Raw genomic sequence first — 24439 nt, 5'->3', positions numbered from 1 at the left:
GCAGCCAGGCTGCGCGGCGCTTCGCATCGACATCGGTACGGTGGGCGGCGGGGCACGGGGACCCATGGTGGAAGACTTGCCCAACCCTGCTCGGCCCCATTCATCGCGGAGCGGCTTCCCCCGAGCACCCACCAGGCACCCACCAGGCACCCACCAGGCACCTCCGGGTGCTTCAGGGTTGCCGGGCTTTGATTGCGGCTGGGATGTGCAGCCTCAATGCGGCGCCTGCAAGGCCGCCTCGGCCCGCACGAGGCGGTCCAGTTCCGCGCACACATCGGCCATGCGGCCGGAGATCAGCACGCGCGCCGCCGCACCGGGGCCGCGGCGATCCAGCACCCGCAGCGGGCGCGCAGCAGGCCTGGGGCGGCTGCAACCCGCAAATGCCCCACTGTCATTGGCGCTGGTGCTGGGCCATGACCGTGCAGACGGGGTTGTCGCCAGTGTGGGGGGACATGCTGAAAAGGGCTGGTCGGGCGGTGCCTGCCGCGGCCGAACCACCACGAAGCGCCGTGGCAGGGGGGCGAGCGCTGCAGGACACGGCAGGCCCTCTGCCGCCGCACTTTCCAAGGCGGTGCATGGCAGCGGTTCGATGGCAGCCGGCCGCGTGGCGGACGGGCTGATGGCGTCGGCATGGAGGCCCGGGGCCACGGCATGCACCGTGCCTCTGCCGCTGGCGCCGCCTGGCTGGCCTGCGACGGCCCTGCGGTCCTGGCGTGGAGGGCGGCAGGCGGGCGCGCGCAGCCACCGCGCCAAAGCATTCAGCGGTTGCGAAAAGGAAGAAAAAGCGAGCAGGGCAAATCCCATGTGAAAACTCCAGCGAAGTGCGAGGGGGTTGAACACAGGCAGGATTGCCGAGGAAAAACACACTGCCGCAGGGTTGGCTGACCAGGGCTTCTTGCCCCTGGCCGCCAGACGCCCGCCACCTGCGGCGGTGTGCAGCGGGCTACATCAGCATGGTGTTGCGGATCAGGCCCACTGCGAGCCCTTCGATTTCGAAAGGCTCGCCCGGATGCACGGTGATGACGGGGTAGTCAGGGTTTTCGGGCAGCAGCTCGATGGCGGTGGCCGTGCGGCGCAGGCGCTTGACGGTGACGTCGTCGCCCAGCCGGGCCACGATGATCTGGCCGTTGCGCGCCTCGCGGGTGGATTGCACGGCAAGCAGGTCGCCGTCCATGATGCCCGCATCGCGCATGGACATGCCGCGCACCTTGAGCAGGTAATCCGGCTTGTGCTGGAACAGGCTGCCCTCCACGCTGTAGGTTTGGTCGACGTGTTCCTGCGCGAGAATGGGCGACCCTGCCGCCACCCGCCCCACCAGGGGAAGCGACAGCTGCGACAGGCCCGGAATGGGCAGGTTGAACTGGGTGCCGCGGGCGGCATTGATGGAGCGCACCGTGTCGCTGCGCAGCCGGATGCCGCGCGATGTGCCGCTGACCAGTTCGATGACGCCCTTGCGGGCCAGGGCTTGCAGGTGCTCTTCGGCCGCATTGGCGGACTTGAAGCCGAACTCGGCGGCGATTTCCGCCCGGGTGGGGGGGGCGCCGGTGCGGGAGATGGCGGTCTGGATCAGATCGAGGATCTGTTGCTGGCGGGCGGTGAGCTTGGGACTGTCGAACATGAGTGACTCCGGTGCTGAACGGATAGGCAGGGAGAGGCCTGTTTTTTAATCCAGTCACTGTATTTTTAACCAGTTTTTTGGAGCGTGCAAGTGGGCACAGGAAAAATCGTGGTGCTGGGCACCGGCGGAACCATCGCGGGCAAGGCCGCCAAGGCCGGAGACAACATCGGCTATACCGCCGGGCAGGTGAGCGTGGGGCAGTTGCTGGAGGCGATTCCTGGATTGGCGCAGGCGGCCCGTGGCCGGATCGAAGCCGAGCAGATCGCGCAGATCGACAGCAAGGACATGGATTTCGCCGTATGGCGGCAACTGGCCCACCGATGCACGCAGTTGCTGGCCGATCCCGATGTGCGCGGGGTGGTGGTCACGCACGGCACCGACACGCTGGAGGAGACGGCGTGGTTCCTGGACTCGGTCCTGGACACTGCCGAACGCCCCGTGGTGCTGGCCTGCGCCATGCGGCCGGCAACGGCGATCGCGCCGGACGGTCCGCAGAATCTGCTCGATGCGGTGGCGGTAGCGGCCACGCCCGGGGCGCGCGGGGTGCTGGCGGTGGTGGCAGGCACGATCCACACCGCGCGCGACGTGCAGAAAGTGCACCCCTATCGCGTGGATGCCTTCAGTTCAGGAGACGCCGGGCCGCTGGGCTGGGTGGAGGAGGGCGCGGTTCGTCTCACCCATGGCTGGCCGGCCCCTTCGGTTCCGCGATTGGATGCGCTTCACCACATCGCCAACACTTACCTGTGGCCGCGGGTGGAGGTGCTCATGAACCATGTCGGCGCCGACGGCCGCATCGTCGACCTGCTGGTGCTCGACGGCGTGGATGGCCTCGTGGTGGCGGCGACGGGCAACGGCACGCTGCACCATGCCCTGGCCAAGGCGCTGGAGCGCGCGCACGAGAGCGGTGTGGAAGTGCGCGTGGCCACCCGCTGCCCGCTGGGCCGGGTGCTGCCCAAGCCGGGGGACGCCTTGCCCCACTCGGAGGGGTTGAGCCCGGTGAAGGCCCGCATCAGCCTGCTGCTCGATCTGCTCGCCCGGCCTCGGCGCCCCTGAAATGGCAACGCCCCGCAGAGGGCGGGGCGTTCCAGGCACGGCCGAGGTGCCGTGCGGGTTCAGTCGGCAATCAGCCGGCCAGTGCGGCCAGCGCGCGCTGGGTGATCTCTTCCACGCTGCCCGTGCCGCTGATGGCGCGGTATTTGGGAGCGCCGGCCGGATCGGCCTTGGCCCAGCTGGAGTAGTACTCCACCAGCGGACGGGTCTGGGCGCTGTACACATCCAGGCGCTTCTTGACGGTGGCCTCCTTGTCGTCTTCGCGCTGGATGAGGTCTTCGCCGGTCACGTCGTCCTTGCCTTCCACCTTGGGCGGGTTGAACTTGACGTGGTACGTGCGACCGCTGGCCGGGTGGGAGCGGCGGCCGCTCATGCGTTCGATGATGGCATCGAAGGGCACGTCGATCTCGAGCACGTAGTCGAGCTTGACGCCCGCGGCCTTCATGGCGTCGGCCTGCGGGATGGTGCGGGGAAATCCGTCGAACAGGAAGCCGGACGTGCAGTCGGGCTGTGCGATGCGCTCTTTCACGAGATTGATGATGAGGTCGTCGCTGACCAGCGCCCCCGCATCCATGACGGCCTTGGCCTGCTGCCCCAGCGGCGTGCCTGCCTTGACGGCGGCGCGCAGCATGTCACCGGTGGAGATTTGCGGAATACCGTATTTCTGGCAAATGAATGCGGCCTGCGTGCCCTTTCCGGCGCCGGGTGCGCCCAAAAGAATCAGTCTCATGGATGTCCTCTAAGTGTTGAATTCGGCTGGCGCCACTGGCCACGGGCTTGCCTCCGGCCCGGGATGCGGCGCTCTGATCGCGGGCAAGGATAGCACGCGGGTCCACGCGCTTTCCTGACACGGCGGGGACTCTGAAAACGCTAGGAAAACAGCGCTCGCACGCGTTCCAGATCCTGGGGGGTATCCACGCCGGGGCCAGGTGCCGAAGCGGTCACATGCACGGCGATGCGGTGGCCGTGCCACAGCGCCCGCAACTGCTCCAGTGCCTCGACCGCTTCAGTGGGCGCGGGCGGCAGGGCCGGAAACTGCCGAAGGAATGCGGCGCGGTAGCTGTAGAGGCCGATGTGGCGCAGCGGCGCATACCCTTGCGGCACGCCGGTGGCCGCGCCATCGGGCCCCTGCGTCCACCAGGCAGCGCCGGCATGGTCGCGTGCATGCGGAATGGGCGCCCGGCTGAAGTAGTGCGCGAGACCGCGCGCATCGAGCACGACCTTCACGACATGGGGGTTGGTGTAGTCGGCCAGCGTGCCGATGGCATGGGCGGCGGTCCCCATGCTGGCGTCCGTGCGGGCCGGCAGCAGGGCGGCCACGGCATCGATCAGCGCGGGGTCGATCAGCGGCTCGTCGCCCTGCACGTTCACCACGATGTCGTCGCCTGCCAGGCCCAGCTGTTCGCAGGCCTCGGCCAGGCGGTCGCTGCCGCTCGGATGGTCGGGCCGCGTGAGCAGGGCCTGCACGCCATGCGCCTGGCAGGCCGCGAGGATGCGGGCATCGTCCGCCGCCACGATGACGCGCGTGGCCTGGCTTTGCGCCGCGCGTTGCGCCACGCGCACCACCATGGGCAGCCCGGCGATGTCGGCCAGCGGCTTGTCGGGCAGCCGCGTGGAGGCCAGCCGCGCCGGTATCAGGATGGTGAAAGGCGTGGCGGGCGCGGTCACGCCTCCAGCTCCTCGTCCGTCAGGGTGCGTGCTTCGTTTTCGAGCAGCACCGGAATGCCGTCGCGCACCGGGTAGGCCAGGCGGGCGCTGCGCGACACCAGTTCCTGCCGCTCCCGGTTGAAAGTGAGCGAGCCCTTGGTGACGGGGCAGACCAGCAGTTCGAGCAGTTTGGGATCCATGGCGGTAGTGGCTTCGGGGTCAGTCGGAGGGCGATGATAGCGAGCGGCGTGCGGCAGCCCGCAACCGCTCGTCCAGCAGGGAGAAAAAAGCGCTGTCGATTTCCAGGTGCAGCGGCACGGCCAGCGCCTGGGGGTGGAGTCGCCACAGCTTGGTGGCATCTTTTTCGGTGCAAACCAGCGTCATGCCGGTGTTTTGATTGTCTTTCCAGCTATCAAAATCATAGTGATCGGGCAAGGCGGTGGTCCGCTGCAGCGTGAGTCCTCTTGCCCGCAGCATGGCAAAGAATTCCTGTGGCCTGGCGATGGCGGCCACGGCGTGCAACGGCCGGCCGCGCCACTGCGCCAGGGGCTCGGTGCTGCCGTCCGCACGCATGGCGTCCGGCCCGAGCGAGCGTCTCAGGGAGAATGCCGGCGATGTGCCGGCCGGAGCCGGTCCGGCATGGAGCACGCAGTCGACCTGGCGTGGCCAGGGTTCGCGCAGCGGTCCGGCCGGCAGGAGGAATCCGTTGCCCACGCCGTCGTCGTTGAATACGCAGATTTCGATGTCGCGGGCCAGCGCCAGATGCTGCAGGCCGTCGTCGCAAACGATCACATCGGTGCGGGGATGCTGTGCCAGCAGTGCGCGCGCCGCCTGCGCCCGGTGCCGCGCCACGAACACGGGAACGCCCGTGCGCTTTGCGATCAGCAAAGGCTCGTCGCCCACTTCGGTCGCGCGGCTGTCCGCGCACACTTCGCGGCAGTCGTCGGTGGACCGCCCGTAGCCGCGCGACACCACGCCAGGCTGCCATCCGCGCGCCACCAGATGTCGCACGATGGCCTGCGTGACCGGGGTCTTGCCCGCCCCTCCGGCGATCACGTTGCCCACGACGATCACCGGCACCGCCACGCGCTCGGCGCGCAGGACGCCCAGCCGATAAAGCGCTCGCCGGATGGCTACAGCGATCCGATACAGACAGGACAACGGCCACAGCGCCCAAGCCAGCGGCCCACGCCGTTTCCAGGCCGCTTGCAGGGTGGGTGCCTGGGCATGGGGGGCGGTGGAAGAGGGTGCAGAGGGCGGCTGCGGCCCGGCGGCAGCCATCGCGGCTACTTGCCGGCGCTGGCCGTGGACTGGGTGGCGAAGGTGATCTGCGACAGGCCCACGCGGCGCGCGGCTTCCATGACGGTGACCACGGCCTGGTGCGGCGAATTGGCGTCGGCACTGATGATGACGACGCTGTCCTTGCCGGCGCTGGCCGCCGCGGCCAATGCCTGGGCCACCACGTCCACGCTTTTGCCCTCGACCGCCAGCTTGTTGATGGCATAGCGGCCATCTGCGGCGACGGCCACGATCACTTCCTTGGGGTGATCGCGCTGCTGCTCGGCATCGGCCACGGGCAGCGTCAGTTGCAGCTCGGTGAACTTGCTGTAGGTGGTGGACAGCATCAGGAAGATGAGCACCACGAGCAGCACGTCGATGAACGGAATCAGGTTGATTTCCGGCGCTTCGGTGGGGCGGGAGCGAAAGTTCATGTCCGTTCAGCCGATGGTGTGTGGGCCATGATTCACTTGCGAAGCCGGCTGATGTGCCGCACGAACTGCTCGGAGGCCAATTCGAGGGTCAGCAGATAGGCGTCCACGCGGCTGCGGAAGTACCGCCAGAAGATCAGCGCCGGAATGGCCACGATCAGGCCGAACGCCGTGTTGTACAGCGCAATGGAAATGCCCTGTGCCAACTGGGCCGGGTTGCCGCCGCCGGACTGACCGGCCCCCGCTTGGGAGCCGAAAATCTCGATCATGCCGATCACCGTGCCCAGCAGGCCGAGCAACGGGGCGGCGGACGCGATGGTGGCCAACGCACTGAGGTATTTTTCGAGGCGGTGGGCCACGGCCCGGCCGGAACTCTCCATTGCCGCGCGCACGTCGGCTTCGGTGCTTTGCGGATTGCTGTTGAGCGTGCGCAGGCCGCTGGCCAGAACCTCACCCAACGCGGAGTTCTGCGCCAACTGGTTCACCACATCGGGCGTGGGAACGGAGCGGGACGACACGGTGATCGCTTCATCCAGCAGCTTGGGAGGTGCGACCCGGGCGGTTTTAAGGGCGATGAAGCGCTCCACGACGAGTGCCAGCGCCAGGACGGAGCAGGCTATCAAAGGCCAGATCGGCCAGCCTGCGGCTTGTATGATCGACAGCAATTCTCTCTCCGCGCAGATGGAAGCAATCCGCGATTATGGCCCAGTTGACGTGGTGGTCCGTGGCGGAAAACGGCCGGGCTGCCCGGCGCGTTCTGCACCTTCGCATCCCCTGTCGTCACCCACATTTTCTGTGGATAACTTTGTGGGCAACCGGGCTGCGATGGCCCGCCAAGCGGCTCCAGCCCGTGAATTTGACAGATTGATGAAAAATAACGCACCAAAAAAACGTTTGAAATCAAGGGGTTGCACGTATCTGCTAGCGATGCGCGGGGATGGGCGCCTGTGTACAGGGCCAATCAGCCATCCTCGCGCGCTGTGGACTAGTGCCTCCTGGCAATGGCCTGCAACCCCTTGCTCCATCGGTGTCTGAGGCCATGAACCTCGCAACGGCGCCACGTATCTGGCAGGTTGGGGCGCTATGCCGCGCCATTGCTGACACCCTGGAGGCCCGGTTCAATCCCGTGGCCGTGCAGGGCGAGATCACGGGCTTTTCACGCGCGTCCAGTGGGCATTGCTATTTCACGATCAAGGACGGCCAGGGCCAGATCCGCTGCGCCATGTTCCGCCGTGCCGCCCTGTTGCTCGACTTCGCTCCGCGGGACGGGGAACTGGTCGAGTTGCGCGGCCGCCTGGGGGTGTACGAGGCGCGCGGCGATCTGCAGCTCATCGTCGAAAGCATGCAGCGGGCCGGCCAGGGTGCCTTGTTCGAGCAGTTCCTGCGGCTGAAGTCGCAACTGGAGGCCGAAGGGCTTTTCGACAGCGCGCGAAAGCGGCCCTTGCCTTTGATGCCGCGTGGCATCGGCCTGGTCACTTCCCCGGGCGCGGCGGCCCTGCACGACGTGGTGACCGCCCTGCGCCGGCGCGTGCCGCACATTCCGGTCACGCTGGTGCCCGCGCTGGTGCAGGGCGCCAATGCGCCGGCGTCGATGCGGGCCGCGCTGTCCAAGCTCTACGCACTGGTGGACGCGGGCAACGGGGCGCAGGGCACGGCGTCCCGCCAGCCCCCGTGCACCATCGATGTCATCCTTCTGGTGCGGGGCGGCGGGTCCATGGAGGACCTGTGGGCATTCAATGACGAGCAGTTGGCTCGCACCATCGTCCAGAGTCCGGTGCCGTTGGTTTGCGGTGTCGGGCACGAAACCGACTTCACGATTGCTGATTTTTGCGCCGATCTGCGCGCACCGACGCCGACCGCCGCCGCTGAACTCATCTCCCAGCCACGGGCCGTCTGGCTGGGCGCCATCGATCTGTTGGCCGATCGCTTGTCGGACGGTGTTCAGGCGCAGTTCGATGTGCGCCATCAACGCCTGGACCTGGTGGCCCAGCGCCTGGGCCGGCCTTCCGGCCTGGTGGCGCGCCAGCAGACGCGTCTGGCACGGCTGGCGGAGCGCATGCGCCACAGTGTGCTACTGAAAATGCAGCGCCTGACTCAGCAGCAGCAAGCGCTGGAGGCACAGTTGCCGCAAACCCTCCAGCGGCGAATGGGCCGCCAGTCCGAACGGCTGGAGCGTGGGGCGCTGCGCCTGCAGTTGCTGGATCCGCATCTCGTCCTGCAGCGGGGCTATGCACTGCTCACCGATGCGCAAGGCCAGCCGGTGACGAAGGTGGCCCAGGTGCGGCCAGGCGACGCCGTCCGGGCGGCGTTGACCGATGGTGAGATCGATCTGCAGGTGTCACCGCGCCGGTTGCTGTGAATGGAGCGGCTGGAGCGCTTTTTCTGCCATTGGCCCTCGCCTACAGCAGGCGCTGCTATTACTTTCTACAATGCCCGTTCGGACCGCGCCAGCCCCTGGAGGGCAGCGGTCCCATTCCAAGAATTTCAACCCACGAAGGACTGCACCATGGAACATACCCTGCCACCGTTGCCCTATGCGATCGACGCACTGGCGCCTCACTACAGCCAGGAAACCCTGGAATACCATCACGGCAAGCACCACAACGCCTACGTGGTGAACCTGAACAATCTGCAAAAGGGCACGGAATTCGAGAGCATGACGCTTGAGGAAATCGTGAAGAAGTCCAGTGGCGGCATCTACAACAATGCAGCCCAGATCTGGAACCACACCTTCTTCTGGAATTGCATGGCTCCCAGCGGCGGCGGCGAGCCGTCCGGCGCCCTGGCCAATGCCATCAACGCGAAGTGGGGCAGCTATGCTGCCTTCAAGGAAGCTTTCGTGAAGAGTGCCGTGGGCAACTTCGGCTCTGGCTGGACGTGGCTCGTGAAGAAGGCTGACGGCAGCGTCGATATCGTGAACACCGGCGCGGCCGGCACCCCGTTGACCACGGCCGACAAGGCCCTGCTGACGGTCGACGTGTGGGAGCACGCGTACTACATCGATTACCGCAACCTGCGCCCCAAGTTCGTCGAAACCTTCTTCGACAAACTGGTGAACTGGAAATTTGCCGAAAGCAACTTCGCCTGAGCGTTCCGCGCCCAATGAAAACGGCCCTTTTGGGCCGTTTTTGTTTTGGCATGCCCTCTGTCCGTAAGGGCAGGCTTGCGGGCGTGCTCCGCCGGTCAGCGGCGGGCAAAGGGCGTGCCGGACAGTTTGAAGCCCGCCTTGATTCCCTTTTTCGAGAACCAGCCCTGGTTCATTTCCAGCACGTAACGCACAGGCTTCTCAGAGCAGTGAGAGTCCTCGGTCTGCGGCTTCATGTCCGCCAGATTGACGATGGTGCCGTCGTCCGCGACGAAAGCGGCGGTCAAGGGCAGGATCGTGTTTTTCATCCAGAAGCACTGGACGGCAGGCGCTTCGAACACGAACAGCATGCCTTCCTGCTGGGGCATCTCCTTGCGATGCATGAGGCCGATCTGACGCTCTTGCGGAGACACCGCGACCTGCGCGTCGATGCGGTGCATGCCGGCACCCAGTTCAACGCGCTGCAGGTTCATCTGGGGTGATTCCTGGGCGCCTGCCGCCGTACAGACGAAGAGGACGAGCGCAGCCAAAAGCGGGGCAAGGGCTTTTTCAGAGCCGTCCGCCGCGCGCACGAGAAGGGATTTCATCATCCGGCTTTCCATAAATGCAATGGGAATCGAAAGGGTAGCAGCCAAAGGCAAAAAAGCCCGCGGAGGCGGGCTTTTTTGGAGGGCGTCGGCGCGGGCTGAAAGCCTTGCCGACGATGGAGCTTACTCTTTAGGCAGCCGTCTTGGCGTGCTTCTTGGTGGCCTTCTTGTGGGCGACCTTGTGGGCTGCGGGCTTCTTGGCCTTGGCCTTGGCGTGCGCCTTGGGGGCGGGGGCGGCTGGCTCGGCGCTGGGGGCGGAAGTCACGGCGGGGGTTGCCGGTGCGGCTGGCGTTGCGCCTTGTGCAAAAGCACCAGCGGCGAACAGACCAGCAACCAGGACAGCGAGGAGTTTTTTCATATATGCCAATTCCTTGAAGAGGTTCGGATGGGAGCCGCGCGAAGTGCCGCGAAGCACCTCCACAACGGCGCCGTCACGGGGGCCGTTGACAGGAAATATGTGATTTTTTTAAGGCTTAGAATTGCCGGCTGTACCGCGTTTGCCTAACCAGCTGAAGCCCCTTCATCGTTTCACCGGAGAGACCCGTTCAATGAGCAGCTACCAGCACATCAAGGTGCCAGCCGAAGGCCAGAAAATCACCGTCAACGCCGACATGTCATTGAACGTGCCGGATCAGCCCATCATTCCGTACATCGAGGGCGACGGCACTGGTTTCGATATCACGCCCGTGATGCTCAAGGTCGTGGACGCTGCTGTGGCAAAGGCCTATGGTGGTAAGAAGAAGATCCACTGGATGGAAGTGTTCGCTGGCGAAAAGTCAACCAAGGTTTACGGCCCCGACGTGTGGCTGCCGGAAGAGACGCTGCACGCCGTGCGCGACTACGTGGTGTCCATCAAGGGCCCGTTGACCACGCCCGTGGGCGGTGGCATCCGTTCGCTGAACGTCGCGCTGCGCCAGGAGTTGGACCTGTATGTCTGTCTGCGCCCCATCCAGTACTTCAAGGGCGTGCCCTCGCCGGTCAAGGAGCCCGAAAAGACCAACATGGTGATTTTCCGCGAGAACTCGGAAGACATCTACGCCGGGATCGAGTTTGAAGCCGAGTCCGAAAAGGCCAAAAAGCTCATCAAGATCCTGCAGGAAGAGTTCGGCGTCAAGAAAATCCGTTTTCCCGACACTTCCGGCATTGGTGTAAAACCCGTGTCCCGCCAAGGCACCGAGCGACTGGTGCGCAAGGCGATCCAGTACGCCATCGACAATGACAAGCCCAGCGTGACCATCGTGCACAAGGGCAACATCATGAAGTTCACCGAAGGTGGCTTCCGTGACTGGGCCTACGCGCTGGCGGCAAGGGAATTCGGTGCCGAGCTGATCGACGGCGGCCCCTGGATGAAGTTCAAGAACCCCAAGACGGGCAAGGACATCACCATCAAGGACAGCATTGCGGACGCCTTCCTGCAGCAGATCCTGTTGCGCCCCGCCGAGTACAGCGTGGTGGCCACGCTCAACCTGAACGGCGATTACATCTCTGACGCGCTGGCGGCCCAGGTGGGCGGCATTGGCATCGCTCCTGGCGCCAATCTGTCCGATACGGTGGCGATGTTCGAAGCCACGCACGGCACCGCGCCGAAGTATGCTGGCAAGGACTATGTGAATCCCGGCTCTGAAATCCTGTCGGCCGAAATGATGCTGCGTCACATGGGCTGGACGGAAGCTGCCGACCTGATCATCCGGTCCATCGAGAAGTCGATCGCCAGCAAGAAGGTCACCTATGACTTCGCCCGTCTCATGGAAGGCGCGACGCAAGTGAGCTGCTCTGGCTTTGGCCAGGTCATGATCGACAACATGTAATCACTTGGGCGGATGCCGAGAGGCATCGGCTTACTGGTGCGGAAACCCTCGAAGTCCTGTCCGGATTTGGAGGGTTTTCTTTTGGCCAGGGCGCGTTTCTGGCAGATGAATGGCTGGTCGGTGGCTGGTCAGCGTTTTGCCAGCCGCTGGCCTTGGTTCGGCAGGGATTCCAGCGCCCGCTCGGCATTGACCATCCATGGCCTGCCCACACTTTTTTCGCTCTCCAGCAGGAGGTTATTAATGGTCTTGAGGTCGAGTTGCGGGGCGCTGGATTGGAGCAATGCAATCATCCCGCTCACGTGGGCCGCAGCCATCGAAGAGCCTGTGGCGAAGTCGTAACGCCCCTGGGGCTGCAGCGTGAGCACGTCTTTTCCGGGCGCAGCCAGAACACCCTTGGCCGCCAGATTGGCGTTGTCGGCCATTCCCACGACGATCACGCCGGGCACGCCGGCAGGAAAACCCGTGCGCTCTCCGTTGGACGGAAGCGCGGCGACCACCGCACGGCCCTGTTTGACCAGTTGGCCCAGCAGCGTGCCGAGCAACGGATCCTCAGGGCCTCCCAGGCTCATGTTGATGGTGCGCGCATCGGACGACATCACGGCCACGAGCGCCTTGGCGAGAGTGAACGAATTGCAGCGTGCGCCGGCTGCTGGCTGATGTGCCGGATACCAGCAGGCTTTGTAGAGGCTCACCTTTGCCTCGGGTGCGACACCGACGATGCCCTGCAGGTTGTTGCCCGCCGCGGCGATGATGCCCGCGACCTGGGTACCGTGCTGATCTTGCTGAAAGCCCGCGGCATTTTCATCGACGAGGTTGTAGGCGGCATCGATCTGCCCGCGCAACTCCGGATGCTCCGTCTGCGCGCCCGTGTCGATCACGGCAATGTGCGCTCCTTTGCCGGTGCTGAGCTTGTGCGCCCGTGCCACCTGCATGTCCACAAAGCCCTGTTGCAAGGGCATGTAGGGGTCGTTGTAGGCCACGGCCGAAGTCTCCGGCTCGGGGCTTGCGTTGACCGAAAAGTCCTGCAGGGGCTGCGCCAGTTGCACGCGGGCATCGCGCGAAAGCGCGTGCAGCAGCGCGTCGCGGGACGCGGTGGCGCTGATCTCGAACACCACGCAGTGCGCATTCATCGGCGGGATTGGCCAGGCAGTCACTTCCCGCAGGCCGTAGTCCACGGCGATGGCCTGGACTGTCCTTGCCGCGCGGTTGCCCATGGTGTAGCGCGGCGGGGCGCCGTAGCTGGAAAGGCTGGTGCCCGCGCGGCCCGGTACATGTTCCAGCGGATTGGGAACCGCCACGATGATGTAGCGGGTGCTGTCGGCACGCATGCCCGCCTCACCGGAGGGCTGCAGCGTCCTAGCGTCGGGAGGAGGTTCCGCCGGCACGCTGCTGCAACCGGACAGTGTGCATGCCAGCAGCAAGGCCGCGGTCAGAAGACGGGTGGTCATGGCGGGCCTCCGATGGGTTCGACCATCTGCATTCCCGGGGTGCTGCGCAGCCGCTCCAGGGCCTGGGTATTTGATTGGCGCATGTCTTTCGCAGACACCGCATAAGCCCCCATCGCGTTGGGGCCACTGACCACCTGCAGGTTCAGCGAATCCAGCAACGCCTTCCAGTCTGCCAGCGTGATGCGTCCATCGGGAACGACGCGGATGGCGTTTGGCTGGCCAGCGGCCGCAGTGCCCGGGGCTGGGGGGCTGCTCAATGTCTGGAACGCCGATGGTTCCTGTTCGGACAAGCGATGTCCCATGAAGGCCAAGGCAACGGCTTGCAAGACGGCGAAGGTGGCCAGTGCATAGGTGAGCCGGCCACCGTGCCGGCGTGCACCTGCCATGGGTTTAGGCAGCGGTTGATCGCAAAGGGCGTCCATTTCGATGCGCTCCAGCAGTTTGGCCAGGCCCGCCTGTTCATCGGGCATGCGCGTGGGGGCCAATGCCATGGCGGCCTGCACCTGCTGCTGCGTCTGGAGTTCGTCCCGGCAGTCGGCGCACTGTGCCAGGTGCTTTTCCACTTCCGCACGCTGCTCATCGCTGGCACGGCCATTGACGATCCAGGGCAGGGCTTCCTGGGTCAGTAGATGGGAGCGGTCCTGGCTTGGGGAATCAGGAAAACGGGAGGGCATGGTGCAATCCTATTGAGCGGTGCTGCGGGTGGCCAAGGCCGGCAGCAAGTTGCGCAGCTTCACTCGCGCGTGGAACATGCGCGCTTTGACGGTTCCGACGGGTGACTGGGTGATGACGGCGATTTCTTCCAGCGAATGCCCGCCGGCATAGGCCAGTTCCAGTACCAGCCGCTGGTCCACCGAGAGCCGCTCCATGCCCTTGTCCAGCCAGTTGCGCAGTTCCCTCGCTTCGCCGGGGTCAGTGGCCAGATTGGGCTGGACTTCCAGATCGTCGTCCGCAATGGAGAGCATGTCCGTTCCCCCGTCCTGCCGCAGGGCCTTGAGCCCGCAGCGATAGGCGATGCCCATGATCCAAGTGGAGACTTTCGACTCTTCACGGAAACTGCCCGCTTTTTGCCAGACGATCCAGAAGCAATCGTTGATGACCTCTTCGATCAGGTCGGACCGGCGGGTCAGGCGGGTCAGAAACTGGCAGAGCCGGCGGTGGTACGCCCGGTACAGTGCTGCCAGGGCCGCGCGATCGCCGGACGCGATGCCATGCAGCAGTTCGAGATCGGCTGAATCGTCGGGAAAGGAGAGGGCAGCCATGGCGTAGAAGCGGGCGGATGAGCGTCGTGGAAGGTGGAATCTTGCGACGTGTGTGCCTGCAATGCACCAAAAGGTTGCGGATGCTTCAAAAAGAACGGGCCCACATGAACGACCAGTGGCCTGCAGTGTTGCCGGGGGACAACGGGCGGGCCCGACTGTCGGTTGCCAAATAGCTGAGTGAGGCGCGCCAGGGGCCTTGGCGCCAGGCGGCGCCAACGCTGCCATACGCATAACGGTCTTGCGGGCGGACCTCGGCCAGGCCGATGGTGCCCGTCAAGGAAAATTGCTCGTCGATCGGTAGCCGACCGCCCAGATCCACGGCCCACCGCATGGGCCGGGCGGCATCCCGGGTGTGGGGATATCGAAATACCGACGCACCTGCCGTGATCAGATCGCGATAGCTGAAGCTCAGGGCCGTTTCCAGCCGGTCCAGCAACTGGGCGGTGGGGTTGTCCGGATAGGCGTAGTACTGGGTGACGGCTTGGTACTGCCAGTCATTGGACAGCACACCGTCGTAGGCGAGGCGGACGATCGCCCGGCCATAGCGGCGGCCGTTGGTCTGCATTCCCAGCACGGCGCCGGCCGACCATCCCGTCGCATCGTAGAGCGTGAGCAGCCCCTGGACGATGGGGCGCTTGATGGGCGTCTGGAAACCCCGTTCGGTGAGGTCACTGCTGACGGCGATTTCACCGGTGACATCACGGGTCTGCGCGCCGCAGCCGGCTGTTGCTCCCAAAAAGATCCAGGGCAGCAGGCTTCGGGCGGTGTTGTCAGGCCATGCGTGTGAAAAAGGCATGACAGCAGTTTAGGCCAGCCTTGCGGGTCAGCGAACGAGGCAAGGGCGCTTGGGATCGAACTTCCAGCCGGCGTGAAGGTACTGCATCGCGATGCTGTCGTCGCGTGCGCCCAGCCCATGCTGGAGATAGAGCTGGTGCGCGCGCTCCACGGCCGCCATGTCGAGCTGAACGCCCAGGCCCGGGGTGGTCGGCACGGTCACATGCCCGTCCACGATCTGCAGCGGCGATTGTGTCAGGCCCTGGCCATCCTGCCAGATCCAGTGGGTGTCGATGGCCGTGACCTTGCCCGGGGCCGCAGCCGCCACATGCGTGAACATGGCCAGCGACACGTCGAAATGGTTGTTGGAGTGCGAACCCCAGGTCAGGCCCCAGTCGCGGCAGGTCTGGGCCACGCGCACCGAGCCAGCCATGGTCCAGAAGTGCGGGTCGGCCAGTGGAATGTCGACCGAATGGAGCGAGAGCGCATGCACCATCTGGCGCCAGTCGGTGGCCACCATGTTGGTGGCCGTGGGCAACCCGGTGGCGCGGCGGAACTCGGCCATGATCTCGCGGCCCGAAAAGCCGTCTTCGGCACCGCAGGGGTCTTCCGCATAGGCGAGCACGCCGTGCAGATCCCGGCACAGGCGAACGGCGTCCTTGAGCAGCCAGCCGCCGTTGGGGTCGAGGGTGACGCGCGCCTTGGGAAAGCGCTCATGCAGCGCCCGAATGGCCAGGACTTCGTCCTCGCCGCGCAGCACGCCCCCCTTGAGCTTGAAGTCGTTGAAACCATAGCGTGCGTGCGCGGCCTCGGCTTGGCGCACGATGGTCTCGGGGGTGAGGGCCTGTAGATGGCGCACTCGGCTCCAGTCGCTCTCGGTGGCATCCACATCCTGGGCGCGCACGTAGGGCAAATCGGTTTGGCCGGCATCGCCCACGAAGAACAGGTAGCCCAGCATTTCCACGCGGTCGCGCCGCTGGCCTTCTCCGAGCAGTGCGGCCACCGGCACGCCCAGGTGCTGGCCCAGCAAGTCGAGCAAGGCCGACTCCACGGCGGTGACGGCGTGGATGGCGATGCGCAGGTCGAATGTCTGCAGGCCGCGTCCGCCGCTGTCGCGCCCTGCGAGGACGGCCTGCACCTGCTGCAGCAGCGCCAGGTGGTTGCCCACCGGCTGCCCGACGAGCAGGGGCCGGACATCTTCCAGGGCCTGCCGGATCTTTTCGCCGCCCGGCACTTCGCCGACCCCGGTGCGCCCGGCACTGTCGGTGAGGATGAACAGGTTGCGCGTGAAGAACGGGGCGTGCGCGCCGCTCAGGTTGAGCAGCATGCCGTCGCGCCCGGCGACCGGAATGACGCGGACTTCGGTGACGGTAGGGGTGTGCATGGCAGTGGGCATGGGTGTGGCTTCGGAGAGTGGCGGAGCGAAGTGGGTTCAAGCCGTCCCGGTGCTGGGCACCGGGGCGCGGACAGCACCCGTGGCGTAGAAGGCGTGCAGGTTGTCCAGCACCATGTCGGCCATGGCGCGGCGGGTTTCATGGGTGGCGCTGGCGGTGTGCGGTGTCAGGACCACGTTGTCCAGCGCCTGCAGGGCGGCCGGCACCGATGGTTCGTTTTCGAACACGTCGAGGCCCGCACCGGCGATGCGGCGTTCTGCCAGGGCGTCGATCAGGGCGGCTTCATCGACCACGCTGCCCCGTGCCACGTTGATCAGAAAACCCCGGGGGCCGAGGGCCTCCAGCACGGCGCGATCGACCAGATGGCGGGTTTCCGCCCCTCCAGCCACGGTCAGCACCAGGTAGTCGGCCCATCGGGCCAGTTCCAGCAATGAGTCGAAATAGGGCAGGGCGGACTGGGCGCTGGGCCGGCGGTTGTGGTAGCCGACCTCCATGCGAAAGCCCGAGGCGCGTTCGGCCACGGCCTGCCCGATGCGGCCCATGCCGACGAGCCCCAGGCGCTTGCCGGACACCCGGGTCTGGGGCGCGAACCGGGCGGTGGTCCAGTCGCCGCGCCGCACGAAGCGGTCGCTGGCGCTGACGCCACGCGACACATCCAGCAGCAGGGCAAAGGCCAGGTCGGCCACGCAATCGTTCAAGACGCCGGGCGTGTAGCCCACCTGGATGCCCCGCGCGCTCGCCGCCGCGATGTCCAGCGCGTCGAACCCCACGCCGAAGCTGCTGATGACCCGCAATCTCGGCAAGGCATCGATCACCTCCCGTTTCAGGCCAATGGAGGCGGAGGTGACCACGCCCGTGAAGTCGGCGCCGCGTTCGGCAAGGAACGCGGCGGGATCGGGTTGGTCGGACAGGCAAACGATGTCGAACTGCGCAGCCAGGTCGGCTTCGAGCGCCGGCAGGGGCAGGCGGGCGATTTGCAGGAGGCGGGGCCGGGGTGTGGTGCTCATGGGCGGGGATGGTACGGCGGCGCATCCAGGGCCTTGGGGTGCAGGCCGGTGTGAAAGCGGTCGCAGGGAGCAGAAAGAATTCGAAGCCCCACGAGAAAGCCGCACGCGCGGCCTCCTCGTCGGGGGGAATCAGGGCGCTGCGCGGACGGCCTGGCGGGCCAGCAGCTTCCAATCGGCGCCTTGCTTTTGCCAGACGCCCAGGATCTTGATCTGCACCTTGCCGGGCTTGCCCGAATCGTTGGTATCGGCCGTCAGGGTGTGGCGGACGATGGCCACGTCGCCGACCACCTTGATGGTCTGGTCGCTGATGACGATGGTGACGAAGTCGGACTTGCCGTCGAGCAGGTCGCTGATGAAGCTGGCCTTGGTGTCCACCCGGCCTCCCGAGTGGCCATAGCTCAGGTCGTCGGCCACGAGCTGGTTCAGCGCGGCGGGGGTCGGGTCGATCATGGCGATTCGCAGGCGCTCGGCCGCGGTGGCGACCGACTGCGGCGCATCGGCGACCGCGCCGGCCGGTGCCGTGGCGCAGCCGCCCAGGGCCAGCAGGGTGACGGCCGTGGCCGCCGCAAGGAACAGTTTCTTGTACATCTCTTGTCTCCGTTGTGGTGTGGTTTTATGGATGCCCCGTGCGGATGGCTTGACCCACCGGCGCCCGTGCACGGCCGGGCGCCGGATCTTCAGCCGCGGCGCCTTATTGCGGGCCGAGCTTGTCGATGAGTGCCTTGAGTTCCTGCATTTCGCCGGGCTTGAGGTCCGTGAGCGGGGCGCGCACGGGGCCGGCGTCGTGGCCGACGATCTTCGCGCCGGCCTTGACGATGCTGACGGCATAGCCGGCCATGCGGTTGCGCAGTTCGAGATAAGGCATGAAGAACTCGCGCAGCAGGTGGTGCTGCGTCGCCAGATCGTCGTTGGCCACGGCCTTGTAGAAGTCCATCGCCGTCTTGGGGATGAAGTTGAACACGGCCGACGAATACACCGGCGTGCCCAGTGCCTTGTAGGCCGCGGCATACACCTCGGCAGTCGGCAGGCCACCCAGGTAGGCAAAGCGGTCGCCCATCTTCATGTAGATGGAGTTCATCAGTTCGATGTCGCCCACGCCGTCCTTGAAGCCCACCAGGTTGGCGTTGCGCTCGGCCAGGCGTGCCAGCGTTTCGGGGGTGAAGCGGCTCTGGCCGCGGTTGTAGACGATCACGCCGAACTTCACGCTCTTGCACACCTCTTCGACGTGCGCGGCCAGGCCTTCCTGGCCGGCTTCCGTCAGGTAGTGCGGCAGCAGCAGGATGCCGTGGGCGCCGGCCTTCTCGGCCGCCTGGGCGCACTGGATGGCAAAGCGGGTAGGGCCGCCGGCGCCGGCGATGATCGGCACCTTGCCGCGGCAGGTGTCCACGGCGGTCTTGATGATGCCGGGATACTCGTCCGCCGTGAGCGAGAAGAACTCACCCGTGCCGCCTGCCGCGAACAAGGCGCTGGCACCGTAGGGGGCCAGCCATTCCAGGCGCTCCGCGTAGCCCTTGGCGTTGAATTGGCCCTGGGCGTCGAAGTCCGTGAGCGGGAACGACAGGAGGCCGGAGCCCATGATGGTCTTGAGTTCTTGAGGTTGCATGGCGGTACGGGGTAGTGGGTGGAAAAAGGGAAAAGTGAAAAATCAGTCGAGTCGGATCTGCGCCGCCGACACCACACTGGCCCAGCGTGCGCGCTCCTTCTCGAAGAACTTGTCTTGCTCGGCGGAGGCCATGGTCACGACCTCGGCGCCCTGGCCCGCGAGGCGGGAGCGGATTTCCGGCGTGCGGATGACGGAGATGAGGGCCGTGTTCAGGCGCTGCACGATCGGATCGGGCGTGCCGCGCGGCACGAGGATGCCTTGCCAGGTGCCGGACTCGAAGCCGGGGATGCCCTGCTCGGCAATGGTGGGCACATCGGCCAGCAGCGGCATGCGCGTGGCCTTGGACAGCGCCAGCACCTTGAGCTTGCCGCTCTGCACGTGGGGCAGGGTGGCGAGCATGCCGTTCATCAGCACCTGGGTCTGGCCGGCCATCGTGTCCTGGATGGCGGTCACGCCGCCCTTGTAAGGCACATATTGCCAGCGGGCGCCACTGGCGCGCTCCAGCGCCACGCCGGCCAGGTGCGGCGCGCTGCCCGTGGCGGTGACGGCGAAATTCAGGTCGGCCGTCTTGGACAGGGCGATCAGTTCCTTCAGGTTGTTGGCGGGCACGGACGGGTGCACCACCAGCATGTGCGGCGAGTAGGCCAGCATGGTCGCGCCACGCAGGTCCTTGGAGGGGTTGAATGGCAGCTTGGTATAGACCGAGGGGCTGATGGCCAGCGCCCCCACGTCGCACAGCAGCATGGTGTAGCCGTCAGGCTGGGCCTTGGCGACGAAGTCAGCGCCCAGGTTGCCGTTGGCGCCGGGCTTGTTTTCCACGATGACGTTCTGCTTGAGCAGGTCCGACAGCGGCTGGCTGATGGCGCGCGCAATGATGTCCGAACTGCCGCCGGGCGGGTAGGGCACGATGAGGCGCAACGTTTTCGTGGGCCAATTGGCGGTCTGGCCCATGGCCGTGGTGCTGGCCAGGGCGGCGGCACCATAGACCATGGCGTGGCGGCGGTTCAAAGTCATTGCATGTCTCCTTGCTTGGGTTGGATCATTTTTTGTTGTACGTCATCATACAACTTAAAAATGGCAAGGCACAAGCGCCGGAGGATGCTTTTCCGCGGCTCTTCGGGTTAACGATGACCCGCGCTGCCCGGCCTTTGGGCGAGTGGCTGGGTTTCAGGCTTCGGGTGTGGCGGCGGGGGCTTGCACCGGAGCCGGCGGTGTTTTGGCCGCCTCCTGCGCCAAACGCAGGCGCTCGCGGCTGTTGGTGAGGTGGATGCGCATGGCCGCGCGCGCCGACTCGGGGTCCTTGCGGGCGATGGCCGAATAGATCTCTTCGTGCTCGCGGTTCACCCGGCTCAGGTATTCGTGGCCCCGCACTGCGTTGCGGATGCCCGAGATGCGGGTGCGCGGAATCAGCGTGGTGCCCAGGTGGTTCATGATGTCGGCGAAGTACGGGTTGCCCGTCGCCTCGGCGATCTGCAGGTGAAAGCGGAAGTCGTGCCCCACCGTGTCGCCGCCCATGGCCACGTTGCGCTCGAAGTCGTCCAGCGCCTGGCGCATGGCCTGCAGGTGCGTTTCGCTGCGGCGCATGGCCGCAAGGCCGGCCGACTCGGTTTCCAGGCTGATGCGCAACTCCAGCACGGCCAGAACGTCCACCGACGCCGTGAGTTCGGACGGGTCCAGGCGGAACACGCCGCCGGCGCGCGGGGGCAGAACGAAGGTGCCGATGCCGTGCCGCGTTTCCACGAGGCCGGCGGCCTGGAGCTTGGACAGGGCCTCGCGCACCACGGTGCGGCTCACGTCGTGGGCGCGCATGATTTCCGATTCGGTGGGCAGCTTGTCGCCCGGCGTCAGCAGCCGGTCGCGGATCTTTCCAGAGAAGTCTTCCACCACGGCGTTGGCCAGTCCGCGGGCGCGCCGGACCGGGGCCGGGGACAGGTTCGGGGCCGTTGATTCGGTGGGGGCGGGGTATGCGGGTAATCCCTTTATCGGTGCGGCCATGGCGGTGATGATAATCGCTGAACGTTGTATGACAACATATGACAAATACTAGCCAGAGGAGCTTCATGAGCCAGCCGTCCCGTTTACCCCGTCTTCTTTTGACCGGCGCCGCAGGCGGCCTGGGCCAGGTGTTGCGCGAAAGACTGCGCCCGTATGCCGAGGTGCTGCGGCTGTCCGACATCTCCACCCTGGCCCCTTCGCGTGGCCCCGATGAAGAGGTGGTGCCCTGCGATCTGGCCGACAAGGCTGCGGTGGACGCGCTGGTGGCCGGCTGCGACGCCATCGTGCACCTGGGCGGGGTATCGGTGGAGCGGCCCTTCGAGCAGATCCTGGAAGCCAACATCAAGGGCGTGTTCCACATCTACGAAGGCGCGCGTCGCCACGGCGTGCGCCGCGTGGTGTTCGCCAGCTCCAACCATGTGACGGGCTTTTACCGCCAGGACGAACGCATCGACGCCAATGCCCGCCGCCGGCCCGATGGCTATTACGGCCTGTCCAAGTCGTTCGGCGAAGACATGGCGAGCTTCTATTTCGACCGCTATGGCATCGAGACGGTGAGCCTGCGCATCGGCTCCTCGTTCCCTGCGCCGCGCGACCGCCGCATGATGAGCTCCTGGCTGAGCTACGACGACCTCACCCAGCTCGTCGAAAAGGCCCTGTTCACCCCGGACGTGGGCCACACCGTGGTGTATGGCGCCTCCGCCAACCGCGATCTGTGGTGGGACAACCATGCGGCAGCGCACCTGGGCTTCACGCCCAAGGACAGCTCCGAACCCTTTCGTGCCCAGGTCGAGGCCCAGCCCGCACCCGCGCCGACCGACCCGGCCGCCATCTACCAGGGCGGGGCCTTCACGGCCCAGGGCCCGTTCGAAGGATGACCGCCGTGAACGCCAGCGCGGAACTGGTGCTGGATGCGCGCTGCGCGACGGGCGAGAGCCCGGTGTGGCGCGCTGCCGGGCAGGCGCTGTACTGGGCCGACATTCCCCAGGGCGTGCTGCACCGCTGGTCCGCGCAGACCGGCGAGCAGGCGCAGTGGAAGGCACCCGAGATGGTCGCCTGCATCGCTCCCTGGGCCGGGCAGCCCGGCCGATGGCTTGCCGGTTTGGAAAGCGGCTGGTTCCAGCTCGACCTGCCGCCGGGCGGTGCCGCATCCGGCCCGCTGCAGGCGCAGCGCCTGGCCACGGCCGACCACGCCCGGGCGGGCATGCGCTTCAACGACGGCCGCTGTGACCGCCAGGGGCGGTTCATCGCCGGCACCATGCTGCAGGACATGGGCGCCGCCGCCCGCGTGGGCAAGGTGTACCGGTTCGGTGCGCAGGAGATGGCGGCCGGCGCAGGCACCGACCTGGCGCTGGGCGATTTGATCGTGCCCAACGGCATTGCTTTCAGTCCCGACGGGCGCACGATGTACCTGTCCGATTCGCACCCCCAGGTGCAGGCGATCTGGGCCTTCGACTACGACACCGAGACCGGCACGCCGAGCCGCCGGCGCCTGTTCGCCGACATGAATCCGCTGCCGGGGCGCCCCGATGGCGCGGCGATCGATCTGGATGGCGGCTACTGGATCTGTGGCAACGACGCGGGCCTGGTGCACCGCTTCACCCCCGATGGCCGGCTCGACCGGTCCCTGGCCGTGCCGGTGAAAAAGCCCGCCATGTGCGCCTTCGGCGGCCCGCAGCTCGACACGCTGTACGTCACCTCCATCCGCCCCGCAGGCGTGGACCTGTCGGACCAGCCGTTGGCCGGCGGTGTCTTCGCATTGCGCCCGGGTACGCAGGGCGTGCCGGAGCCAGAATTCACCGCCCCTGTCTGAACGGGGCCTGGGTCCCTCTACCGATTTCTCCCCCAAAACGTATTTCCAACAGCAAAAGAGACGAGGCAGACAAATGAAATTCCTGAAGACCACCCTGGCCACCCTGGCCGCGCTCACACTGGGCTTCGGCGCCGCGCAGGCCACCGAGCTGCGCTCCGCGGACATCCACCCTGACGACTACCCGACCGTGACGGCGGTCAAGTTCATGGGCGAACGCCTGAAAGCCCTGTCGGGCGGCAAGCACACCATCAAGGTGTTCAACAACGGCGCCCTGGGCAGCGAGAAGGACACCATCGAGCAGGCCAAGATCGGCGCGCTGCAGCTGGTGCGCATCAACATTGGCGCGATGAACAACATCTGCCCCGAGACCGTGGTTCCCACGATGCCGTTCCTGTTCCGCTCGGTCGAGCATCTGCACAAGGTGCTGGACGGCCCGATCGGCGAGGAAATCCTCAAGGCCTGCGAAAAGCAGGGCTTCGTGGGCCTGGCCTACTACGACAGCGGCGCCCGCTCGATGTTCACCGCCAAGAAGCCCGTGCGCAGCTTCGCCGACATGAAGGGCCTGAAAGTGCGCGTGCAGCAGTCCGACCTGTGGGTGTCGATGCTGGAGGCCATGGGCGCCAACGCCACCCCCATGCCCATGGGCGAGGTGTACACCGGCCTCAAGACCGGCCTGATCGACGCGGCCGAGAACAACTACCCCACGTACGAGAGCTCGCGTTCGTTCGAGGTGGCCAAGTACTACACCAAGACCGAGCACTCCATGGCCCCCGAGATGCTGCTGTTCTCCAAGCGCGCCTGGGACCGCCTGTCGCCCGAAGAGCAGGGCTGGATCCGCCAGGCCGCCAAGGAGTCGGTGCCCTACATGCGCAAGCAATGGGCCGAGCGCGAGATCAAGTCGCTGGCGACGGTGAAGGCCGGCGGTGCCGAGATCATCGAAATCGACAAGGCCCCGTTCCAGGCCGCGATGAAGCCCGTGTACGACAAGTTCATCCCGGACGCCAAGCTCAAGGACCTGGTCAAGCGCGTTCAGGACACCCAGTAAGTCCCTTTCTGCCCACTTCCTGAAGTGGGCTTTTTTTGCTCTTAAATCAATAGCATGGTGCCCTAGTGGATATTGCGCCAGGGGCCTTTTTTACTCATAACAAAATGTATACCCAAATTTGCCGCACGCTCGCCCGCGTCTGCATGTGGCTGGGCATCCTCGGCCTAGTCGCAGTGATCTGCGCCGTGAGCTGGCAGGTGTTCGGACGCTATGTGCTCAACAACACGCCAACCTGGGCGGAAAGCCTGGCCCTGCTGCTGGTGATCTACGTCACCATGTTCGGCGTGGCGGTGGGCGTGCGCGATGCCGGCCACATCGGGCTCGAATCGTTCCTGGTGCTGGCGCCCGACTGGCTGCGCCTGAAGATGGAATACCTCATCCATGCGCTGGTGCTCGTGTTCGGCGCCGTGATGGCCTACAGCTGCGCGTCGCTCGCGCAGTCGGTGTGGGACTACCGGCTGCCCACGCTGTGGATCTCCGAAGGTTGGAAATACGTGCCGGCCGCGATCGCGGGCGTCCTGATCGTGATGTTCTCGATCGAACACATCATCGCGCTGGCCCAGGGCCGCGAAGTCGAACCTGCCTGGGGCTGAG

28 protein-coding genes are annotated in these 24439 nt (G+C 66.0%); 8 read left to right on the top strand and 20 right to left on the bottom strand.

Features of this window, described 5'->3' with window-relative positions; translation table 11 throughout:
• Nucleotides 1-213: 213 nt before the first annotated feature.
• Both AVME950_RS01465 and lexA read right to left on the bottom strand, forming a co-directional pair.
• Nucleotides 214-336 carry a hypothetical protein gene (locus tag AVME950_RS01465; protein ID WP_272569070.1) on the bottom strand — a complete coding sequence of 41 codons (123 nt, stop codon included), beginning with the start codon at nt 334-336 and terminating at the stop codon, nt 214-216.
• A gap of 607 nt (nt 337-943) precedes the next feature.
• Nucleotides 944-1618: a transcriptional repressor LexA gene (lexA, locus tag AVME950_RS01460; RefSeq protein ID WP_284401200.1), complete on the bottom strand. Its 675-nt coding sequence runs from the start codon at nt 1616-1618 to the stop codon at nt 944-946.
• An 84-nt stretch (nt 1619-1702) separates the two neighbouring features.
• On the opposite strand from lexA, the gene AVME950_RS01455 reads away from it, so the two are divergent.
• On the top strand, nt 1703-2671 hold the full coding sequence (locus tag AVME950_RS01455) for an asparaginase (RefSeq protein WP_284428474.1): 969 nt from the start codon (nt 1703-1705) through the stop codon (nt 2669-2671).
• A gap of 70 nt (nt 2672-2741) precedes the next feature.
• On the opposite strand, the gene adk is transcribed toward AVME950_RS01455, so the two are convergent.
• From adk to AVME950_RS01425, 6 genes are all read right to left on the bottom strand, one after another.
• The gene (adk, locus tag AVME950_RS01450; protein ID WP_284412921.1) at nt 2742-3398 is read right to left on the bottom strand and encodes an adenylate kinase; all 657 of its coding nucleotides are present in this window, start codon (nt 3396-3398) and stop codon (nt 2742-2744) included.
• Nucleotides 3399-3538: 140 nt separating this feature from the next.
• Nucleotides 3539-4336, bottom strand: a complete 798-nt coding sequence (gene kdsB, locus AVME950_RS01445) for a 3-deoxy-manno-octulosonate cytidylyltransferase (RefSeq protein WP_284428473.1) — start codon at nt 4334-4336, stop codon at nt 3539-3541.
• Nucleotides 4333-4515 carry a Trm112 family protein gene (locus tag AVME950_RS01440; RefSeq protein ID WP_272547767.1) on the bottom strand — a complete coding sequence of 61 codons (183 nt, stop codon included), beginning with the start codon at nt 4513-4515 and terminating at the stop codon, nt 4333-4335. Before AVME950_RS01440 ends, kdsB begins: the two co-directional genes overlap by 4 nt.
• 19 nt (nt 4516-4534) lie before the next feature.
• Nucleotides 4535-5596 carry a tetraacyldisaccharide 4'-kinase gene (gene lpxK / locus AVME950_RS01435; protein ID WP_284428472.1) on the bottom strand — a complete coding sequence of 354 codons (1062 nt, stop codon included), beginning with the start codon at nt 5594-5596 and terminating at the stop codon, nt 4535-4537.
• 5 nt (nt 5597-5601) lie between these two features.
• Nucleotides 5602-6027, bottom strand: a complete 426-nt coding sequence (locus tag AVME950_RS01430; RefSeq protein WP_284403947.1) for an ExbD/TolR family protein — start codon at nt 6025-6027, stop codon at nt 5602-5604.
• A gap of 32 nt (nt 6028-6059) precedes the next feature.
• Nucleotides 6060-6689, bottom strand: coding sequence for a MotA/TolQ/ExbB proton channel family protein (locus AVME950_RS01425; protein WP_272569077.1), 630 nt, complete (start codon nt 6687-6689; stop codon nt 6060-6062).
• A 374-nt stretch (nt 6690-7063) separates the two neighbouring features.
• On the opposite strand from AVME950_RS01425, the gene xseA reads away from it, so the two are divergent.
• Both xseA and AVME950_RS01415 read left to right on the top strand, forming a co-directional pair.
• On the top strand, nt 7064-8383 hold the full coding sequence (xseA, locus tag AVME950_RS01420) for an exodeoxyribonuclease VII large subunit (RefSeq protein ID WP_284428471.1): 1320 nt from the start codon (nt 7064-7066) through the stop codon (nt 8381-8383).
• A 147-nt stretch (nt 8384-8530) separates the two neighbouring features.
• Nucleotides 8531-9112 (top strand): superoxide dismutase, encoded by a 582-nt coding sequence (locus tag AVME950_RS01415; RefSeq protein ID WP_272569080.1) that lies wholly within the window; start codon nt 8531-8533, stop codon nt 9110-9112.
• Between the two features lie 95 nt (nt 9113-9207).
• On the opposite strand, the gene AVME950_RS01410 is transcribed toward AVME950_RS01415, so the two are convergent.
• The gene (locus AVME950_RS01410) at nt 9208-9696 is read right to left on the bottom strand and encodes a DUF192 domain-containing protein (protein WP_284428470.1); all 489 of its coding nucleotides are present in this window, start codon (nt 9694-9696) and stop codon (nt 9208-9210) included.
• Between the two features lie 130 nt (nt 9697-9826).
• The gene (locus tag AVME950_RS24355; RefSeq protein ID WP_372588240.1) at nt 9827-9961 is read right to left on the bottom strand and encodes a hypothetical protein; all 135 of its coding nucleotides are present in this window, start codon (nt 9959-9961) and stop codon (nt 9827-9829) included.
• Nucleotides 9962-10244: 283 nt separating this feature from the next.
• Here AVME950_RS24355 and icd point away from each other — a divergent pair, with 283 nt between their 5' ends.
• The gene (gene icd, locus AVME950_RS01400; protein WP_284428469.1) at nt 10245-11504 is read left to right on the top strand and encodes an NADP-dependent isocitrate dehydrogenase; all 1260 of its coding nucleotides are present in this window, start codon (nt 10245-10247) and stop codon (nt 11502-11504) included.
• Between the two features lie 128 nt (nt 11505-11632).
• Here icd and AVME950_RS01395 read toward each other — a convergent pair whose 3' ends face one another.
• The 10 genes from AVME950_RS01395 to AVME950_RS01350 all read right to left on the bottom strand — a co-directional run bounded on the left by AVME950_RS01395 (nt 11633) and on the right by AVME950_RS01350 (nt 20987).
• Nucleotides 11633-12952 (bottom strand): S8 family serine peptidase, encoded by a 1320-nt coding sequence (locus tag AVME950_RS01395; protein ID WP_284428468.1) that lies wholly within the window; start codon nt 12950-12952, stop codon nt 11633-11635.
• Complete coding sequence (locus AVME950_RS01390) at nt 12949-13626, bottom strand: anti-sigma factor family protein (RefSeq protein ID WP_284428467.1); 678 nt, start codon at nt 13624-13626, stop codon at nt 12949-12951. The genes AVME950_RS01395 and AVME950_RS01390 overlap by 4 nt, the downstream gene beginning before the upstream one ends.
• A gap of 9 nt (nt 13627-13635) precedes the next feature.
• Nucleotides 13636-14214, bottom strand: a complete 579-nt coding sequence (locus AVME950_RS01385) for an RNA polymerase sigma factor (protein WP_284428466.1) — start codon at nt 14212-14214, stop codon at nt 13636-13638.
• Between the two features lie 85 nt (nt 14215-14299).
• Nucleotides 14300-15010: a TorF family putative porin gene (locus tag AVME950_RS01380; protein WP_284428465.1), complete on the bottom strand. Its 711-nt coding sequence runs from the start codon at nt 15008-15010 to the stop codon at nt 14300-14302.
• A gap of 27 nt (nt 15011-15037) precedes the next feature.
• Nucleotides 15038-16372, bottom strand: a complete 1335-nt coding sequence (locus AVME950_RS01375; protein WP_284428464.1) for an enolase C-terminal domain-like protein — start codon at nt 16370-16372, stop codon at nt 15038-15040.
• 48 nt (nt 16373-16420) lie between these two features.
• On the bottom strand, nt 16421-17389 hold the full coding sequence (locus AVME950_RS01370) for a 2-hydroxyacid dehydrogenase (RefSeq protein WP_284428463.1): 969 nt from the start codon (nt 17387-17389) through the stop codon (nt 16421-16423).
• Nucleotides 17390-17518: 129 nt separating this feature from the next.
• Nucleotides 17519-17977: a nuclear transport factor 2 family protein gene (locus AVME950_RS01365; RefSeq protein ID WP_284428462.1), complete on the bottom strand. Its 459-nt coding sequence runs from the start codon at nt 17975-17977 to the stop codon at nt 17519-17521.
• Between the two features lie 103 nt (nt 17978-18080).
• Nucleotides 18081-18992, bottom strand: a complete 912-nt coding sequence (kdgD, locus tag AVME950_RS01360; RefSeq protein WP_272569093.1) for a 5-dehydro-4-deoxyglucarate dehydratase — start codon at nt 18990-18992, stop codon at nt 18081-18083.
• Nucleotides 18993-19034: 42 nt separating this feature from the next.
• Nucleotides 19035-20006, bottom strand: a complete 972-nt coding sequence (locus AVME950_RS01355) for a Bug family tripartite tricarboxylate transporter substrate binding protein (protein ID WP_272547750.1) — start codon at nt 20004-20006, stop codon at nt 19035-19037.
• 153 nt (nt 20007-20159) lie between these two features.
• Complete coding sequence (locus AVME950_RS01350) at nt 20160-20987, bottom strand: FadR/GntR family transcriptional regulator (RefSeq protein ID WP_284428461.1); 828 nt, start codon at nt 20985-20987, stop codon at nt 20160-20162.
• A gap of 65 nt (nt 20988-21052) precedes the next feature.
• Between AVME950_RS01350 and AVME950_RS01345 the strand changes: the two genes are divergently transcribed.
• The 4 genes from AVME950_RS01345 (at nt 21053) to AVME950_RS01330 (ending at nt 24438) form a co-directional block, all read left to right on the top strand.
• The gene (locus AVME950_RS01345; RefSeq protein WP_272569096.1) at nt 21053-21865 is read left to right on the top strand and encodes an NAD-dependent epimerase/dehydratase family protein; all 813 of its coding nucleotides are present in this window, start codon (nt 21053-21055) and stop codon (nt 21863-21865) included.
• Nucleotides 21866-21870: 5 nt separating this feature from the next.
• On the top strand, nt 21871-22800 hold the full coding sequence (locus AVME950_RS01340; protein ID WP_502869343.1) for an SMP-30/gluconolactonase/LRE family protein: 930 nt from the start codon (nt 21871-21873) through the stop codon (nt 22798-22800).
• A gap of 73 nt (nt 22801-22873) precedes the next feature.
• Nucleotides 22874-23845 carry a TRAP transporter substrate-binding protein gene (locus AVME950_RS01335; RefSeq protein ID WP_284401250.1) on the top strand — a complete coding sequence of 324 codons (972 nt, stop codon included), beginning with the start codon at nt 22874-22876 and terminating at the stop codon, nt 23843-23845.
• Between the two features lie 104 nt (nt 23846-23949).
• On the top strand, nt 23950-24438 hold the full coding sequence (locus tag AVME950_RS01330; protein ID WP_272569100.1) for a TRAP transporter small permease: 489 nt from the start codon (nt 23950-23952) through the stop codon (nt 24436-24438).
• Nucleotide 24439 lies beyond the last annotated feature (1 nt).

It is taken from the genome of Acidovorax sp. SUPP950, from assembly GCF_030158935.1.
Lineage (GTDB): Bacteria > Pseudomonadota > Gammaproteobacteria > Burkholderiales > Burkholderiaceae_C > Paracidovorax.
The sequence above is the reverse complement of the archived record's forward strand: the minus strand, read 5'-3'. Positions and strand labels throughout refer to the sequence as shown.

Bases quoted from the DNA above. Each gene is read 5' to 3' on its own strand.
- lexA (WP_284401200.1), bottom strand. From the start codon at position 1,618: ATGTTCGACAGTCCCAAGCTCACCGCCCGCCAGCAACAGATCCTCGAT.
- adk (WP_284412921.1), bottom strand. From the start codon at position 3,398: ATGAGACTGATTCTTTTGGGCGCACCCGGCGCCGGAAAGGGCACGCAG.
- AVME950_RS01440 (WP_272547767.1), bottom strand. From the start codon at position 4,515: ATGGATCCCAAACTGCTCGAACTGCTGGTCTGCCCCGTCACCAAGGGC.
- lpxK (WP_284428472.1), bottom strand. From the start codon at position 5,596: ATGGCTGCCGCCGGGCCGCAGCCGCCCTCTGCACCCTCTTCCACCGCC.
- AVME950_RS01430 (WP_284403947.1), bottom strand. From the start codon at position 6,027: ATGAACTTTCGCTCCCGCCCCACCGAAGCGCCGGAAATCAACCTGATT.
- xseA (WP_284428471.1), top strand. From the start codon at position 7,064: ATGAACCTCGCAACGGCGCCACGTATCTGGCAGGTTGGGGCGCTATGC.
- AVME950_RS01415 (WP_272569080.1), top strand. From the start codon at position 8,531: ATGGAACATACCCTGCCACCGTTGCCCTATGCGATCGACGCACTGGCG.
- AVME950_RS01410 (WP_284428470.1), bottom strand. From the start codon at position 9,696: ATGAAATCCCTTCTCGTGCGCGCGGCGGACGGCTCTGAAAAAGCCCTT.
- icd (WP_284428469.1), top strand. From the start codon at position 10,245: ATGAGCAGCTACCAGCACATCAAGGTGCCAGCCGAAGGCCAGAAAATC.
- AVME950_RS01395 (WP_284428468.1), bottom strand. From the start codon at position 12,952: ATGACCACCCGTCTTCTGACCGCGGCCTTGCTGCTGGCATGCACACTG.
- AVME950_RS01390 (WP_284428467.1), bottom strand. From the start codon at position 13,626: ATGCCCTCCCGTTTTCCTGATTCCCCAAGCCAGGACCGCTCCCATCTA.
- AVME950_RS01385 (WP_284428466.1), bottom strand. From the start codon at position 14,214: ATGGCTGCCCTCTCCTTTCCCGACGATTCAGCCGATCTCGAACTGCTG.
- AVME950_RS01380 (WP_284428465.1), bottom strand. From the start codon at position 15,010: ATGCCTTTTTCACACGCATGGCCTGACAACACCGCCCGAAGCCTGCTG.
- AVME950_RS01375 (WP_284428464.1), bottom strand. From the start codon at position 16,372: ATGCACACCCCTACCGTCACCGAAGTCCGCGTCATTCCGGTCGCCGGG.
- AVME950_RS01370 (WP_284428463.1), bottom strand. From the start codon at position 17,389: ATGAGCACCACACCCCGGCCCCGCCTCCTGCAAATCGCCCGCCTGCCC.
- AVME950_RS01365 (WP_284428462.1), bottom strand. From the start codon at position 17,977: ATGTACAAGAAACTGTTCCTTGCGGCGGCCACGGCCGTCACCCTGCTG.
- kdgD (WP_272569093.1), bottom strand. From the start codon at position 18,992: ATGCAACCTCAAGAACTCAAGACCATCATGGGCTCCGGCCTCCTGTCG.
- AVME950_RS01355 (WP_272547750.1), bottom strand. From the start codon at position 20,006: ATGACTTTGAACCGCCGCCACGCCATGGTCTATGGTGCCGCCGCCCTG.
- AVME950_RS01350 (WP_284428461.1), bottom strand. From the start codon at position 20,987: ATGGCCGCACCGATAAAGGGATTACCCGCATACCCCGCCCCCACCGAA.
- AVME950_RS01345 (WP_272569096.1), top strand. From the start codon at position 21,053: ATGAGCCAGCCGTCCCGTTTACCCCGTCTTCTTTTGACCGGCGCCGCA.
- AVME950_RS01335 (WP_284401250.1), top strand. From the start codon at position 22,874: ATGAAATTCCTGAAGACCACCCTGGCCACCCTGGCCGCGCTCACACTG.
- AVME950_RS01330 (WP_272569100.1), top strand. From the start codon at position 23,950: ATGTATACCCAAATTTGCCGCACGCTCGCCCGCGTCTGCATGTGGCTG.